Origin of the sequence: Hypnocyclicus thermotrophus (assembly GCF_004365575.1) — a bacterium.
GTDB lineage: Bacteria > Fusobacteriota > Fusobacteriia > Fusobacteriales > Fusobacteriaceae > Hypnocyclicus > Hypnocyclicus thermotrophus.
Genome location: NZ_SOBG01000003.1, coordinates 22,703 through 39,445 on the forward strand (window position 1 = coordinate 22,703; position 16,743 = coordinate 39,445).

Annotated in this window: 9 protein-coding genes; 3 read left to right on the plus strand and 6 right to left on the minus strand. The window is 25.2% G+C overall.

What is annotated here, in order from left to right:
* Positions 1-32: 32 nt before the first annotated feature.
* The 3 genes from EV215_RS03700 (at position 33) to EV215_RS03710 (ending at position 5,849) form a co-directional block, all read left to right on the plus strand.
* On the plus strand, positions 33-2,468 hold the full coding sequence (locus tag EV215_RS03700; protein ID WP_134112652.1) for a glycoside hydrolase family 94 protein: 2,436 nt from the start codon (positions 33-35) through the stop codon (positions 2,466-2,468).
* Positions 2,469-2,605: 137 nt separating this feature from the next.
* On the plus strand, positions 2,606-3,541 hold the full coding sequence (locus EV215_RS03705) for a hypothetical protein (RefSeq protein ID WP_134112653.1): 936 nt from the start codon (positions 2,606-2,608) through the stop codon (positions 3,539-3,541).
* 31 nt (positions 3,542-3,572) lie between these two features.
* On the plus strand, positions 3,573-5,849 hold the full coding sequence (locus tag EV215_RS03710; RefSeq protein ID WP_134112654.1) for a glycoside hydrolase family 9 protein: 2,277 nt from the start codon (positions 3,573-3,575) through the stop codon (positions 5,847-5,849).
* A 28-nt stretch (positions 5,850-5,877) separates the two neighbouring features.
* On the opposite strand, the gene glyS is transcribed toward EV215_RS03710, so the two are convergent.
* The 6 genes from glyS to EV215_RS03740 form a co-directional block, all read right to left on the minus strand.
* Positions 5,878-7,944, minus strand: coding sequence for a glycine--tRNA ligase subunit beta (glyS, locus tag EV215_RS03715; protein WP_134112655.1), 2,067 nt, complete (start codon positions 7,942-7,944; stop codon positions 5,878-5,880).
* Between the two features lie 17 nt (positions 7,945-7,961).
* Positions 7,962-8,831 carry a glycine--tRNA ligase subunit alpha gene (glyQ, locus tag EV215_RS03720; protein ID WP_134112656.1) on the minus strand — a complete coding sequence of 290 codons (870 nt, stop codon included), beginning with the start codon at positions 8,829-8,831 and terminating at the stop codon, positions 7,962-7,964.
* Complete coding sequence (lspA, locus tag EV215_RS03725; RefSeq protein ID WP_134112657.1) at positions 8,828-9,295, minus strand: signal peptidase II; 468 nt, start codon at positions 9,293-9,295, stop codon at positions 8,828-8,830. The genes glyQ and lspA overlap by 4 nt, the downstream gene beginning before the upstream one ends.
* A gap of 61 nt (positions 9,296-9,356) precedes the next feature.
* Entirely contained in the window at positions 9,357-12,149 is a 2,793-nt protein-coding gene (ileS, locus tag EV215_RS03730) for an isoleucine--tRNA ligase (RefSeq protein WP_134112658.1), read from the minus strand.
* The gene (locus tag EV215_RS03735; RefSeq protein ID WP_134112659.1) at positions 12,150-14,582 is read right to left on the minus strand and encodes a sensor histidine kinase; all 2,433 of its coding nucleotides are present in this window, start codon (positions 14,580-14,582) and stop codon (positions 12,150-12,152) included. It lies immediately after the preceding gene.
* Positions 14,583-14,585: 3 nt separating this feature from the next.
* Positions 14,586-16,736, minus strand: a complete 2,151-nt coding sequence (locus EV215_RS03740; RefSeq protein ID WP_134112660.1) for a Tex family protein — start codon at positions 16,734-16,736, stop codon at positions 14,586-14,588.
* Positions 16,737-16,743: the final 7 nt, after the last annotated feature.

The window sequence follows — 16,743 nt, forward strand, 5'->3', positions numbered from 1 at the left end:
TATAAACGCGCGTTCTTGAGAAAGGAGATTTTATGAAATTCGGTTATTTTGATGATTTAAACAAAGAGTATGTTATTACTACGCCAAAAACTCCATATCCATGGATAAATTACCTTGGTACTGAGGATTATTTTGGAATTATATCTAATACAGCTGGTGGTTACAGTTTTTATAAAGATGCAAAACTTCGTAGAATATTAAGATATCGATACAATAATATTCCTATTGATAACGGTGGAAGATATTTTTATATTAATGAAAAAGGAAATGTATGGTCACCTACTTATATGCCTATTAAAAAAGAGCTTGATAAATATGAATGTAGGCATGGAATGGGATATACTAAAATTACAGGTGAACTTAATCAATTAGAATCTAATATAACTTATTTTGTCCCTTTAAAAGAAAGTTGTGAGATTTACAAAGTAACATTAAAAAATAATTCTACACAAAAAAAATCTTTTTCAATATTTTCATATCTAGAATTTTGTTTATGGGATGCTCAAGATGATATGACAAATTTTCAAAGAAATTTAAATACTGGAGAAGTTGAAATAGAAGATTCTGTTATCTATCATAAAACAGAATATAGAGAAAGAAGAAATCACTACGCTTTCTATAGTGTAAATTCTAAAATTGATGGATTTGACAGTGACCGTGATAGTTTTTTAGGTCTTTACAATGGATTAAATGAAGCGTCAGTTCCTTTGCAAGGTAAAGCTAATAATTCTATTGCTAGCGGTTGGCATCCTATTGCTTCTCATCAATTAAATGTTGAACTAGATTCAAAAGAAGAAAAAACATTTATATTTATACTCGGTTATGTAGAAAATAATAAAGATGATAAATGGGAATCATTAAATGTTATTAACAAAACTAAAGCAAAACTACTAATTAACAAATATTCTACTAAGGAATATGTTGATAACGCTTTAAAAGATCTTAAAAATTATTGGAATAATTTACTTGGAATATACAACTTAGAACACGATGATGAAAAATTAACTAGAATGGTTAATATATGGAATGCTTACCAGTGTATGGTTACTTTTAATTTATCAAGATCCGCATCGTATTTTGAATCTGGAATTGGTAGAGGTATGGGATTTAGAGATTCTAATCAAGATATCTTAGGCTTTGTACATCAAATACCTAATAGAGCACGTGAAAGATTAATTGATCTTGCAAATACACAATTTAGAGATGGCAGTACTTATCATCAATATCAACCTTTAAATAAAAAAGGAAACGCTGAAATCGGCGGAAATTTTAAAGATGATCCATTATGGTTAATATTAAGTGTAACAGCTTATATTAAAGAAACTGGTGATTTTGAATTTTTAAATGAAGAAACTATTTTCGGATCTGATCCTAATGAAAAAGGAACTATGTTTGAACATTTAACTGCTTCTTTTAATCATGTTTTAAATAATTTAGGACCTCATAAGCTTCCATTAATTGGTAGAGCTGACTGGAACGATTGCCTAAATTTAAATTGTTTTTCAGAAGAGCCTGGAGAATCATTTCAAACATTTGGTAGTGGTGAAGGGAAAATTGCAGAATCATTATTTATTGCTGGACAATTTGTATTATCTGGAAAAGAATATATAGAACTTTGTAAAGAAATAGGTAATTTCAAAGAAGCAGAAAGAGCACAAAAACATATTGATGATATGATTAATGCTGTCAAAGAATATGGTTGGGATGGTGAATGGTATCTTAGAGCTTATGATGCTTTTGGTAACAAAATAGGAAGTAACGAAAATGAAGAAGGTAAAATTTTTATTGAATCTCAAGGCTTCTGTGGAATGGCAGGAATAGGTAAAGATGAGGGATTAGTTAAAAAATCTCTTGATTCGGTAAAAAAATATTTAGACACATATTATGGTATAGTTTTAAATCAACCTGCATTTACTAAATATGATAAAAATCTTGGTGAGATAACTTCATATCCACCTGGCTATAAAGAAAACGCAGGAATTTTCTGCCATAATAATCCGTGGATAGCTTGTGCTGAAACTGTTATTGGTAGAGGTGAAAGAGCCTTTGAAATTTGGCGAAAAATCTCTCCAGCCTATTTAGAAGATATTAGCGAAATTCATAAAACAGAACCTTATGTGTATGCTCAAATGATTACTGGAAAAGATGCAGTCCATCATGGACAAGCTAAAAATTCATGGTTAACAGGTACAGCTTCTTGGAATTTTATTACTATAACTCAATATATTTTAGGTATCAAACCTCACTATAAAGGATTAATGATTGATCCTTGCATTCCTAAGTCATGGAAAAAATATAAAATAACTCGTATATTTAGAGACATAAAATATAATATAGAAATTCTAAATCCAAATGGTGTAGAAAAAGGAGTTAAAGAAGTTTATATTAATAACAAACAAATTAGTGATAATATAATTCCTGTTTATGATGATAGATCAGAAATAAATGTTAAAGTTATAATGGGATAATATATATAATCTTTTATTTTGTTAAATAAAAAGTGCCAAAAAAGAAAAAATTATTTTGAAATACCCAACGACAAGAATTTCAACTTATTACTTCTTTTTTTGGCACCCATTTAATAAATAAATTATAAGGAGAATTTATGGAAATTAAATACTATGAGATTAATTATAAAAATTTTGGAAATTGTCTGAAAATAAATAATGATTTTATTGAATTAATTGTTTCTCTTGATTTTGGTCCAAGAATTTTAAGTTATAAATTACTAAATTTTGATAATATTTTTTATGAAGATATTGATAGAGAATTAACCTTTAGCTTTGATAATTTTTCTAAATTTAATCTAAATAAAAATGAAAAATGGACTTTATATGGTGGACATCGTTTATGGATAGCACCTGAATCTAGTCCTCACACATATTATCCAGATAATATAAAAATCTCTTATGAGGTCAAAGATAATATTTTTTCTTTTATTGAACCCATTGAAAACTATTTAAATATCCAAAAAATAATTGAAATCGAAATTATAGATTCTAAAGTCAATTTAAATCATAAAATATATAACTATAATGCATTTGAAATAAAATTAACTCCTTGGACAATATCAGCAATGAAAGGTGGCGGAATGTCATTAGTTCCTTTACCTAAAAAAAATACTACTCCTCTTGAAAATACTCTAATCAAATTTTGGCCATATAATGATTTTAATGATGAACGTTTTAAGTTTGTAAATGATTTTGCTATTTTAGAACAAAATCATAAAATTAATAGCGCATTTAAATATTCTATAAATAATGAATCTGGTCAAGCTTTTTATTTTATTGATAATTTTGTATTTCTAAAACAATGTAACCCTAGCAAAGATAATTTAATTACTAATTATGAGTCTTATACTAATAAAGATTTTTTAGAAATGGAATTTATAGGTAAAACAGAGTATATTCCATCTGATTCATATATATTATTTAAAGAAACATGGAACTTATTTACAATAAAAAATTTTTTAAAACAAAATTTTGTAGATATAAAAAAATTTAAAGAAGCTTTAAAATTTGGTTTTGAACATATGCTTTAATTTATTTTAAATTTATATAAAAGGTGGGAAAATGAAAAAATTTACATTAATTATTTTAAATTTATTTATTTTTATTAGTTATACTAGCTTATTTGCACAAAATAATTTTATTATTGTTAAAAAAGAAACTTTTGATGAAAAAATAATTTCTTCAAAAAATCTTATTAAAAATTATGATTTTGAACAAAATATTGATTCTGATGGAAACTCAACTTTAAGTGAAAATCAATGGAGTCTTACTAGTAATGCAGGAAATACTGGTGGAAAAGCTAATATTGAGATCAATAATAAAATTGCTCATATAAATATCAGTGATGGTGGTAAAGAAGTTTATTCTGTACAACTTATTCAAACCCCTATTTTATTAAAACAATCATATGTTTATAGTATAGAATTTAATGCTAAAGCTGATAAATCTACTTCAATTTTTATTAAAATGGGTAGTAGAGAAAATAGGAATTGGGCTGATTATACAAATGGAAATGGTCATGGTATTCCTATTGAATTAACTACAAATTTTAAAAGATATATAATTCAATTTACTATGGAAAAACCTAGTGATAATCAAGCTAGACTTGAATTTCAACTAGGAAAAGAAGGAAATAGAAATATATATCTTAGTGATATAACTTTAAATATAATCGGGAGAAAAAATATGAAAATAAAAAATATTCCTCAAAAATTAGTAGAAATCCCTGCAAAAAAAATTCATATAAATCAAATAGGCTATTTACCATATGATAAAAAATTAGTTATTATTAATTCTAAAGAAATTATAAACAAATTTAATCTTGTTAATTCAGATAATGCTGAAATAGTTTATAGCAATAAGCTCAAAGAAAAAGGATTTGATAATGCTACCGGTGATTACATTTTTTATGGTGATTTTTCTGATTATACAAATTCAGGAAATTATTATATTAATATCCCTAACTTTGATAATTCTTTTTCTTTTAAAATAGATGAAAACATATATCTTGATTTAAAGTTTGCACTAGAAAAAATGTTATATTTTCAAAGAGCTAGTATTACTTTAGATGAAAAATATGCTAATAAATGGGCAAGGAAAAAAAGTTATACTGAAAAAGCAAAACTTTTAAATAAAAATATTTATCTTGATGTTTCTGGTGGTTGGTTTGATGCTGGTGATTATGGTAGATATGTAGTCCCAGCGTCAACTACTATCGGACATTTATTATTAGCATATAAATTTTTCCCTGAGAAATTTACTGATAATACTAATATTCCAGAAAGTAATAATGGAATTCCAGATATTTTAGACGAATGTAAATATGCTTTAGAATGGTTATTAAAAATGCAATCTGAAAATGGTGGCGTATACCATAAAGTTACTACTTCTAATTTTGTGAGTATGATTATGCCTGATAAAAATAATAAAGAATTAATTTTATCTCCTATTTCAGCAACAGCTACTGCAAATTTTGTGGCAGTTACTGCAATGGCTTCTCGAATATATAATTTTGATAAAAAATTTTCAAATAAATTATTACAAGCATCATTAAAATCTTGGAAATGGTTAGAAAATAATCCTAATGTCCCTGGATTTAAAAATCCTTCTTCAATTTCAACTGGTGAATATGGTGATAATAATGATTTAGACGAGAGATTTTGGGCCGCTGTAGAATTATATTCAACTACAAAACAAGAAAAATATCATATATATATCAAAAATATTATTCAAGATATCCATAATTTAAGTTCTTTTGGATGGGAAGATGTAGGAGGATTTGCTTCTACAACTTATTTAATGCTTGATCCAAAATATCAGTCTAATACAATAAAAAACATTATCTCTGATAAATTTATAAATAAAACAAATACCTTAATTAATATTTCTAAAAATGAAGGTTATAAAATCACATTAAATAAAAACGAATACGCTTGGGGTAGTAATATGAAAGTTATGACTGATGCAATGCTTTTAATTATTACAAACACTTTAATTAAAAATAATTCTAAGTATATAGAAACTGCAAAATTTAATTTAGACTATCTCTTAGGACTAAATAGTTTAGATAAATCTTTTATAACTGGTTTTGGAAGTAGACCTGTAATAAACCCCCATCATAGACCTTCTATTGCTGATGAAATTCCTGAACCTATTCCAGGAATGGTTTCTGGTGGTCCAAATAGTCGATTTCAAGACGATACTATAAAAAATAATTTATCAAAAGATACTCCTTTTGCAAAATGTTATGTTGATTTAGAAGGAAGTTATTCTACTAATGAAATTACTACTTATTGGAATTCTCCTGCAATATTTGTTGTAAATTATTTTATAAAATAAAAAATCTTGGGAATATTCCCAAGATTTTTTATTCAATATATTTTAAGTCTGCTACTTTTGAAAATTCATTATAAATAGATTTTAAAAGTGCTAATCTATTATTTTTAATATTTTCATCCTTCTCCATAACCATTACATTATTAAAAAACTCATTTATTATTCCTTTTGAATTTAAAATTATATCAAAATAATTATTATAATCAGTGCTTTCTAAATTTTCTTTCACATCTATTTTTATTTTTTCAGTATAATTATATAATTCTTTTTCTTTTTCTTCGATTAATAATTCTTCTTTAACCTCTGTATTTTGATAATTCTTAGCAATATTTTCTATTCTTTTTACTAAATTAATTATATCATCAAAATTATCATTTTTTGAAATAGTTACTAATGCTTTTAACTTAGATTCAATTTCAATTATATTTTTAAAATCAACTTCAACTATTGCATTTACAAAATCTTTTGAATATTTTAAATCTGTAAATACATTTATTATTCTTTGTTTTATAAATTCTTTTACTTTTATAAGCACTTCTTCTCTAGTTGATTTTAATATATTTTTCTTTTCATATATATCTAATGATTTATTAACTAAATCTAATAAATTAATATTTAATTTAGAATTTAATATTACATTTATTATTCCCAATGTAGCTCTTCTAAGTGCATAAGGATCTTTTGACCCTGTAGGTATTAGTCCTACTCCAAAACATCCTACTAAAGTATCTATTTTATCTACTATACCAGTCAATGCACCTTCTAATGTTGTAGGTAATTTATCCCCTTGATATCTCGGATAATAATGTTCTTCTATTCCTAAAGCTACTTCTTTATCTTCACCAGCTTTTTCTGCGTAAACTTTTCCCATAAATCCTTGAAGTTTTGTATATTCTTTTTCTCCTATCATATTAGATACTAAATCAGCTTTTGATAAATGAACTGTTCTTAGTATATTTTCTTCAATTTCTTTTATATCTAACTTTTCTAGTAAATATTTAGCAAGTTCTTTATTTCTTTCTACTTTTTCATAAATAGTACCTAAATCTTTTTGATAAACAACATTTTTTAAATCTTCTACAAAAGAATCTAGAGTTCTTTTTAAATCTTCATTAAAGAAAAATCTAGCATCAGAAAGTCTTGCTCCTATTACTTTTTCATTTCCTTTTTTTACATTTTCAGAATCTTCTATACCATTTCTTATTACAACAAATTTAGGAAGTAATTTCCCATTTTCATCTAAAATAGGAAAATATCTTTGATGTACTTGCATTGTAATTATTAAAACTTCTTGTGGTACTTCTAAAAATTCACTATTGAATCTACCTACTATTGGATATGGATATTCTACTAGATTTGTTACTTCATCTAATAGTTCTTCATCTAATAATACTTTTTCTCCTATTTTTGTACATTTTGATTTTATTGATTCTACTATTTTATTTTTTCTTTCTTCAATATCAATTATCACATTATTTTCTTTTATTTTTTTAAAATAATCTTCTATTGATTCTACTTTAAATTCACTTCCAAAAAATCTATGTCCAAATGACTTTAATTCTGTTTTTATTCCTTCTATTTCAAAATTTATAAGTTCATCATTCATCATTGCTAATATCCATCTAATAGGTCTTGCAAATCTTAATTTTTTTGTTCCCCATTTCATAGATTTTTTAAAATTAATATTTAAAATACATTCTTTTAATATATTTGGAATTAATTCTTTAGTCTCTACTCCAGCAATATGTTTTTTTACTCCTATGTATTCACCTTTCTCTGTATCAATTATTTCAAGATCTTTTACATCTATTCCTTGAGATTTTACAAATCCAAGACAAGCTTTTGTAGGCTCTCCTGCATCATCAAATGCTACTTTTTTAGAAGGCCCTATATTAGTTTCTGTAAAATCATCTTGTTTTAACGATACTTCATTTATATTTAATATAAGTCTTCTTGGTGTACCATACGTTTTTAAATTACTATACTTTATTCTTTTATCTTTGAATTCTTTTTTTATATAATTTTCTATATTTTTTAATGTATCCTTTAGAAATCTTGCTGGAATTTCTTCCATTCCTATCTCTAATAATATTTCCACTTAATATACCTCCAAACCTATTTTTTTAATAATGGGTATCCTAACTCTTCTCTATTTTTTACAAATATTTCAGCACATTTTTTGGCTAAATCTCTTACTCTTAAAATATATGATTGTCTTTCTGTTACCGATATTGCTCCTCTAGAATCAAGTACATTAAATATATGAGAACATTTTAATACATAATCATATGCTGGATATACAAGTCCATGTTCTAATGCTCTTAAAGCTTCTTTTTCATACATATCATACCATTTAAAATGTGATTCTAAATCTGCTATTTCAAAACTATATTTTGAAAATTCATATTCACTTTGAAATCTCATATCACCATATTTAACACCTTCTGTCCAATCAAGATCATATACATTATCTTTTCCTTGAATATATAATGCTAATCTTTCTAATCCATATGTTATTTCTACAGGTATAATATCTAATTCTAATCCACCTACTTGTTGGAAATATGTAAATTGAGTGATTTCCATACCATCAAGCCATACTTCCCAACCAAGCCCCCATGCTCCAAGAGTTGGCGATTCCCAGTCATCTTCAACAAATCTTATATCGTGATTTTTTATATCTATTCCAAGTGCTTCTAAACTTTTTAAATATAACTCTTGTATATTATCTGGTGAAGGTTTCATTATTAGTTGAAATTGATGATGTTGATATACTCTATTTGGATTCTCTCCATATCTTCCATCTTTTGGCCTTCTAGAAGGTTCTACATAAGCTATATTCCAAGGCTCAGGTCCTAAACTCATTAAAAATGTATTTGGATTAAATGTTCCTGCACCTGTTTCTATATCATAAGGATTACTTATTGCACATCCTTGTGAATTCCAGTACTTTTGTAATGCTAATATCATTTCTTGAAAAGTCATTTACTTTCCTCCTGTCTTTTCTTTTTTTCCTCTAAAATATATTCTATTACCATTAATATCACTCCGATATTTATATATACATCAGCAAAATTAAAAATATATTCCCATATACCCCTAAAATCTATAAAATCAACAACATATTGTCTCATTAATCTATCTAATATATTTCCTAATGCACCACTAAAAATAAATAAATATGAATATAATGATAATTTTGATAATTTTTCTCTATTTTTAAAAATATAATAAAAAATAAAAATAGCAGCAAACAGACTAATAATAGTCACTATATTTAATCTTCCTTGAAACATTCCAAAAGCTATTCCTCTATTTTGTACATATGTAATATGAAAAAAGTCTTTTATTATTGGTATAGATTGAGAAACATCTAAATTTTTAGCTACTATATATTTTGATATTTGATCAACAATTAATAAAATTAGTACTAAAACTATTGAGTACATATTTTAACTCCTTAATTATAATTTAGGATTGGCAGAGTAATACATACTCTGCCATTATTACTTATTTTGTTAATACTTCTGTACATCTTGGACAAATATTTGGATGTTCTTTATGTGTTCCTAATTCTGTAGAGAATTTCCAACATCTTTCACATTTTTCACCATCAGCATGTTTTATATTTATAAATAATCCTTCTATTTCTGAATTTTCATTTTTATCTATAATATCTTCTAATGTAACTTTTGATACTATAAATATTTCTTCTAACATTGGATATACTTTTTCTAAGAACTCTTTATATTCAGGACTATTACTAAATAACATAACATGTGCATTTAATGAATGTCCTATTACTTTATCTTGTCTTGCTTTTTCTAATTCTTTATTTACTTCTTGTCTTAATTTTATTATTTTATCCCATTTTTCTTCTAATTCATTATTAATATAATTTTCATTTAATTCAAACCAACTAGATAAAATTACAGATTCTGTATCTTTTACATTTTCAGGAATATTTCTCCAAATTTCTTCAGCAGTAAATGAAAGAACTGGTGATATCATTTTTACAAGTGCCATTAATATTTCATACATTACAGTTTGAGCTGCTTTTCTAGATATTGAATCTATTTTCTCAGTATATAATCTATCTTTTATTATATCTAAGTAAAATGCTGACATATCTATTCCTGCAAAATAATGAATTTCGTGAAATAAATTATAAAATTCAAATTTATCATAATTTTCAGTAACATTTTTCTTAAGAACTTCTAATTTGTGAAGCGCCCATTTATCTATTTCTAATAAATCATCATAGTTAACTCTATCTTTTACTGGATCAAAATCAGCAATGTTTCCTAATATGTATCTAGCTGTATTTCTTATTCTTCTATACGATTCTGTTATTTGTTTTAAAATATTTTTAGATATTTTTACATCTTCTCTGTAATCAACTGATGCACACCAAAGTCTAAGTATATCCGCACCATATTCTTTTATTACTTCTTCAGGTAAAATTACGTTTCCTAATGATTTAGACATTTTTTTACCTTGTCCATCATTTACAAATCCATGAGTAAGAAGTTTTTTATATGGAGCATCTTTTGTACTTCCTATTGAAGTAAGAAGTGATGTTTGGAACCAACCTCTATGTTGGTCACTTCCTTCCAAGTATAAATCTGCTGGTCTTGATAACCCTTCTCTAGTTTCAAGTACTCCTCTATGAGATACTCCAGAATCAAACCATACATCCATTATATTTGTTTCTTTTCTTAAATCTACATCTTTTAAATTATATTTTTTTATTAACTCTTCTCCAATTAATTCCTTTGCACTATATTTTACCCATGCTTCACTACCTTGTTTCTTTACAAGTTCTATCACTCTATCTACTATTTCTTCTATAAATATTTCTTCTCCAGTTTGATTATTATAAAACATTGGTATAGGTACTCCCCATACTCTTTGTCTAGAGATACACCAGTCAGGTCTATTTTCTATCATAGATGTTATTCTATTTCTTCCCCAACCTGGTACAAATTCTACATTTTCTAATGCTTTTAAAGCATTTTCTCTAATATCAGATCCTTCTACTTTTACAAACCATTGTTCAGTAGCTCTAAATATTACTGGTTTTTTACTTCTCCAGTCATGAGGATATGAATGTTTTATTTCATTTGTATGTAATAAATGTTCACTTTCAGTTAGCATCTCTATAATTACTTTATTAGCTTTTTTATAAAATAATCCTGCTAATTTTTCACCAGCTTCAGCTGTTAAATGTCCATTATTATCAACAGGACAAATAACTTCTATTCCATATCTAGTACCAACAACATAGTCATCTTGTCCGTGTCCAGGTGCAGTATGTACACAACCAGTTCCCGCCTCTAATGTTACATGATCACCTAATATTATCATACCAGTTCTATCTAAAAATGGATGTGTATACGTCAATTTTTCTAACTCTATTCCTTTAAATGTTTTTATTAACTCTACATTTTCTAATTTCATTTCAGAAAATGCTCTATCCGCAAGTCCTGTAGCTAATATAATATTTCCCTTTTCAGTTTTATACACTCCATAATCAAATTCTGCATTCAAGCATATAGCCATATTTGCAGGTAATGTCCATGGCGTAGTTGTCCATATTACTACTGCCGCTTCTTCTACTCCTATTTTATCTAAGAAATCTTTATTCACTTGCATTTTTACATATACAGTTGGAGATACAACATCTTTATATTCTATCTCTGCTTCTGCCAAAGCTGTTTGAGTAGTTGGTGACCAATATATTGGTTTTAATCCTTTAAAAATATATCCATTTTTATATAATTCCTTAAACACTTCAAGTTGTTTTGCTTCATATTCAGGATTTAATGTAAGATATGGATTTTCCCATTCTCCAAGTATTCCAAGTCTTACAAAGCTTTCTTTTTGAGTTTTAACCCATTTTTTAGCATACTTTGTACATTCTCTTCTTATTTGAAGCGGTGACATATCTTTAGCTTTTTCCCCTAGCTCTTCTGTTACTTTTAATTCAATTGGAAGCCCATGAGTATCCCATCCAGGAATATAAGGAGCATAATATCCTCTTGCTCTTTTATATTTTAAAATTATATCTTTTAATACTTTATTTAACGCATGACCTATATGTATATTTCCATTTGCATATGGTGGTCCATCATGAAGTATAAAAGTTTTATCTTTTTCTTCTAACGATTTATCATAAATTTTATTTTCATTCCAATATTTTATATATTCTGGTTCTTTATTTGGTAAATTTGCTTTCATTTTAAATTTTGTTTTAGGCAAATTTAACGTACTACCATAATCAAAAATTTCTTTTTCTTGCATCTATTTCTCCTCCTCATATATATTAAAAATTATTTTTATATCTGTTCCTTCTTTATATAATGATTTTATTTTTATATCTGCATTATGTTCATCAAGTATTTTTTTAGCTATAGTTAAACCTAATCCAGATGAACTTTTATTTATACTTACAAATGGTTCGAAAATAGATTTTATATCTTCTTTTTTTATTCCTATTCCATTATCTATTATTCTTATCTCTACCATCTTTGCTATATTTCTAGTAATAATGTTTATTCTTCCATCATTGTCTCCTATAGCTTCTATACTATTTCTAAAAATATTAAAAAATACTTTTTCTAATTTATATCTATTTGCAAATATAAACCCTTTATGATTTATTAATTTTGAAATAAATATATTTTTATTTTTTACAATATGATTTAATTGTTCTAATACGTTATTTATGACTAGATTAATATCTATTTTTTCTTTTAAATAAAGTTTATCTTCAGAATAATCATATAGTATTGAACTTATTGTAGCTATTTGAGTAATTCTTTCTTCTAATTTATTTAAATCTTCTTCATTTATTTTTTCTTTATCTCTAAAATGCTTAATTAAAATATCGCTACTTTCTTTTAATGGTTCTTGTATCTCTAATAAAATTTTTCTACTTAACCTATCTATAGTTAATTTTTTTTCTTGTTGAATTTTATTTTTTTCTAAATCCTTATTATCTAAAAAAATAGATAAATTTATTTTTAATAAATTTATTAATTCATAATCATCTTTTTCAATTATTCTATTTGTACTACTATTATCTAATAAAATACATCCATAAACTTTTTCATTGTTTCTAATAGGTAAAATAATAAAATTATTGATCCCTAATCCTATTAATAATTCATTTCCAAAATTAAAATTAAAACCTCTCTCATTATAATAAATTATTTTATTACTTTCAATAGATTCTTTTAATATTGTATCTTCTTCATATTTTATAGATATCAATTTTATTATTTTGTCTAAAGATTCTGTTTGTAGTTTTAAACCACTTGAATATTTATAAAGTTCATTTGACTCATCTATTATCTTAATATTCGTTGACGAAAGTTTTCCAATCAATGAATCTTTTTCCTCACTATATTCAAAATATATTCCTCTAGCAAAATTAAGTCCTATTTCAGAAGTTGCAGCAGATAAAATATAATATATAGCTTTATCAATATCCACTTCTAATCTAATATTAATTAGTAGTTTTTCTAAAATATTTAATTTCATTAAATGCTCTTTTAATTTTTCATTTTGAATTTCTAAATCTTTTTGATTTAGTTTAATTGTTTTTATCATTTTTTTTAATGAAACTATTAAAGATCTTATTTCACCAATTCCTTTAACTTTAAATTTAACATCAAGATTTCCGTTAGAAATTTCATCACTTATTTCTGATAATTGTATAAGTGGTGTAAAAAGTTTGTAATATAAATAACCAAATATTGTAGAAGCAAGTAATAATACTATCACTAATGTTAAAAATGCTACCAAGTAATAACTCCACTTTAGTTTTATTATATCCATTCTAGTAAGAGCTATTCCTACTAATAAAGGCGTTGAATTCCCTAATTCTAAATTACATATTGCTAAATTATAATATTTTTCTGCTATTTTTTTTTTCCTTAAAATACAAGTGTTTTTAATCAACTCTTTTTGATCTATATCATCTATAATATCAAATTTTTCTTTACCTAATTCACCTATTAAATATTTTGTACCATTTATTAGAAATAATTTAAGATCTTCAACTAATCCACTGTATTTTTTTAAATAACTTATAAATTCGCTATCTAATATTGTTGTAACAACTAAATATCTATCTATATCATATTTATATATCACTCTTAATAACTTATCGTTTAATGTTTCTTCAATAAAATAACCTGAAATATTTATTTTTTCTAACTCTTTTTTTATTTTTTTTGAAAATTCTAAGCTATATTTTACACTACTATTTCCTAATGATTCTGCAATAATTTCACCATTTTTTTTAACAAAACTAATTGCATCATTAAAATAATAATCAGATTCATTTTTCTCTATTAACTCTTTATGAAAATCCTTTATTAATGCATCAGTATATGTCCTAAGCAATTGTTTATTAGTAAAATACTGATAATATTGTGCTGCTGGAGTATTCAAAAAAATAGCCATAGTTTTATCTATTTTTTCAACTCTTTCTTTTAATTCATTTGAGATAACTATTTTATATAAACTATTCTTTCTTTCATTAACAAGCATATTATATGATATTTTTATATTACTTGCACTTATTTTCAATGCTTCTGGAACTTGATTATTAATATCATTAAAAATATAAAAACCAAGCACAAAAAGCATTATAATCGTAGTAAGAAAAATAGCAATATCGTTATAATATATAGCTTTTAACAAAAGAGAATCTGATTTTATTTTCATTTATTAAATCCCTTTCTTTGATAGAGAAACCCTTTTTCTAGCCATATCTACACTTTTAATCTTTACTTTTATAATATCTCCTACTGAAAGCATGCTATTAATATCCTCTATTCTATTATCAAATTCGGATATATGTAAAAGAGCATCATTTTTAAGACCTATATCAATAAATGCCCCAAAATTAACAACATTTCTAACAGTTCCTTCTAATATCATTCCCTCTTTTAAATCTTCTATTTTTAAAATATCTGATTTTAATATTGGTTTTGGTATTGACTCTCTAGGATCTCTTCTCTCTTTTAATAAAGCATTGTATATATCAAGCGTTGTTTCTTTCCCATATTCTTTCTCAAGTATAAATTTATCAATATCTAATTTTTCTAGTTTTTCAATTATTTCATTTCTATTTTTTATCAAATCAGATTTTTCAAATCCTATTTCTTTTAATATTTCTTCTGCTATATGATATGATTCAGGGTGAATTATTGTATTGTCAAGCGGATTATCTCCATCATCAATAACCACAAATCCTGCTGCCAATGTATAAGCTTTATTTCCAAGTCCTTTTACTTTTATCAATTCTTTTCTATTTTTAAATTTTCCATTTTCTTCTCTATAGGCAACTATATTTTTAGCTACATTTTTATTTATTCCCGATATATAAGAAAGTAATGCCCAAGATGCTGTATTTAAATTCGCTCCAACATTATTTACAACAGATTCTATTACTTCTTTTAGAGATTCATCTAATTTTTTTTGATTAAGATCATGTTGATACATTCCTACACCTATAGATTTAGGTTCAATCTTTACAAGTTCTGCAAGTGGATCTTGTATTCTTCTAGCTATTGATATTGCTCCTCTTGCCGTTACATCAAGATCTGGAAATTCTTCAATTGCAAGCTTTGAAGCTGAATAAACTGAAGCTCCTGCTTCATTTACAATTAAATAGTATACATCTTTTTTTACTTCTTTTAAAGTATTAGCAACAAATTCTTCTGTTTCCCTTGAGGCTGTACCATTTCCTATAGCTATAATATCAATATCGTATTTATCTATTAATTTTTTTATTTTTTCTTTTGCTTTTTCTATATTATCTCCTGGCATAGCTACATATATAACATCATTTGTTTTATATAGCCCATACTTATCTATTACAACTACTTTACAACCAGTTCTATATCCTGGATCAAGTCCTAATACATTTTTTTCTTTAAGTGGTGGTTGTAATAATAAATTTTTAAGATTTTCTTTAAATACCTTTATTGAATCTATTTCAGCTTTTTCAGTCAAAATGTTTCTTACTTCTCTTTCAATAGAAGGAAAAACAAGCCTACTTAAACTATCTTCTATTATTTGTCTGCTTAATTCTTCAATATTTTTATTCAAATTATTTAATATTTTTATTATAATAAATTCTTTTGTTTTATCATTTATATTTATAGATACTTTTAGTATTTTCTCTTTTTCACCTCTATTTAGAGCTAATACTCTATGAGAAGCAATATTATTTACATACTCACTATGTTCATAGTAATCTTGATATACATTTTTTTCATCAATTTTTTTATTTTTTTCTATTAATTTAGATTCAATAATTCCAAATTTTAACATTCTTTCTCTTATATCTTCTCTAACCGCTATATTTTCTGAAATATTTTGTGCTAAAATAAGTTTTGCATTTTCTATCGCTTCTTCTATATTATTAACATTTTCATTTATATATTTTTCAGCTTCAATTTTTATTTCATCTATATTTTTTGCTTTTAAAATGAATTCTGCAAATGGCTCTAATCCATACTCTTTTGCTATATCCGCTTTTGTTTTTCTTTTCTTCTTATATGGAAGATAAAGATCCTCGACTTGTTGCAGTTTTTCAGCTTTTAAAATATTTGTTTTTAATTCTTCCGTTAATTTACCTTGTTCTTCAATTAACTTTATCACATCTTTTTTTCTTGCTTCTAAATTTCTTAAATAATTAATTCTTTCTGAAATATCTCTAATTTCTTCTTCATTTAAATTACTAGTTACTTCTTTTCTATATCTAGCAATGAATGGTACAGTAGATCCTTCATCTAGTAATTTTACAGTATTTTCGACTTGATGTTTTTTTAAGTTTAATTCTTCTGAAACTATTTTTATTAAATCTAGCATATTTCAT

Excerpts from the sequence above, each read along its gene's own strand:
- EV215_RS03700 (WP_134112652.1), top strand. The coding sequence starts at position 33 with ATGAAATTCGGTTATTTTGATGATTTAAACAAAGAGTATGTTATTACT.
- EV215_RS03705 (WP_134112653.1), top strand. The coding sequence starts at position 2,606 with ATGGAAATTAAATACTATGAGATTAATTATAAAAATTTTGGAAATTGT.
- EV215_RS03710 (WP_134112654.1), top strand. The coding sequence starts at position 3,573 with ATGAAAAAATTTACATTAATTATTTTAAATTTATTTATTTTTATTAGT.
- glyQ (WP_134112656.1), bottom strand. The coding sequence starts at position 8,831 with ATGACTTTTCAAGAAATGATATTAGCATTACAAAAGTACTGGAATTCA.
- lspA (WP_134112657.1), bottom strand. The coding sequence starts at position 9,295 with ATGTACTCAATAGTTTTAGTACTAATTTTATTAATTGTTGATCAAATA.
- ileS (WP_134112658.1), bottom strand. The coding sequence starts at position 12,149 with ATGCAAGAAAAAGAAATTTTTGATTATGGTAGTACGTTAAATTTGCCT.
- EV215_RS03735 (WP_134112659.1), bottom strand. The coding sequence starts at position 14,582 with ATGAAAATAAAATCAGATTCTCTTTTGTTAAAAGCTATATATTATAAC.
- EV215_RS03740 (WP_134112660.1), bottom strand. The coding sequence starts at position 16,736 with ATGCTAGATTTAATAAAAATAGTTTCAGAAGAATTAAACTTAAAAAAA.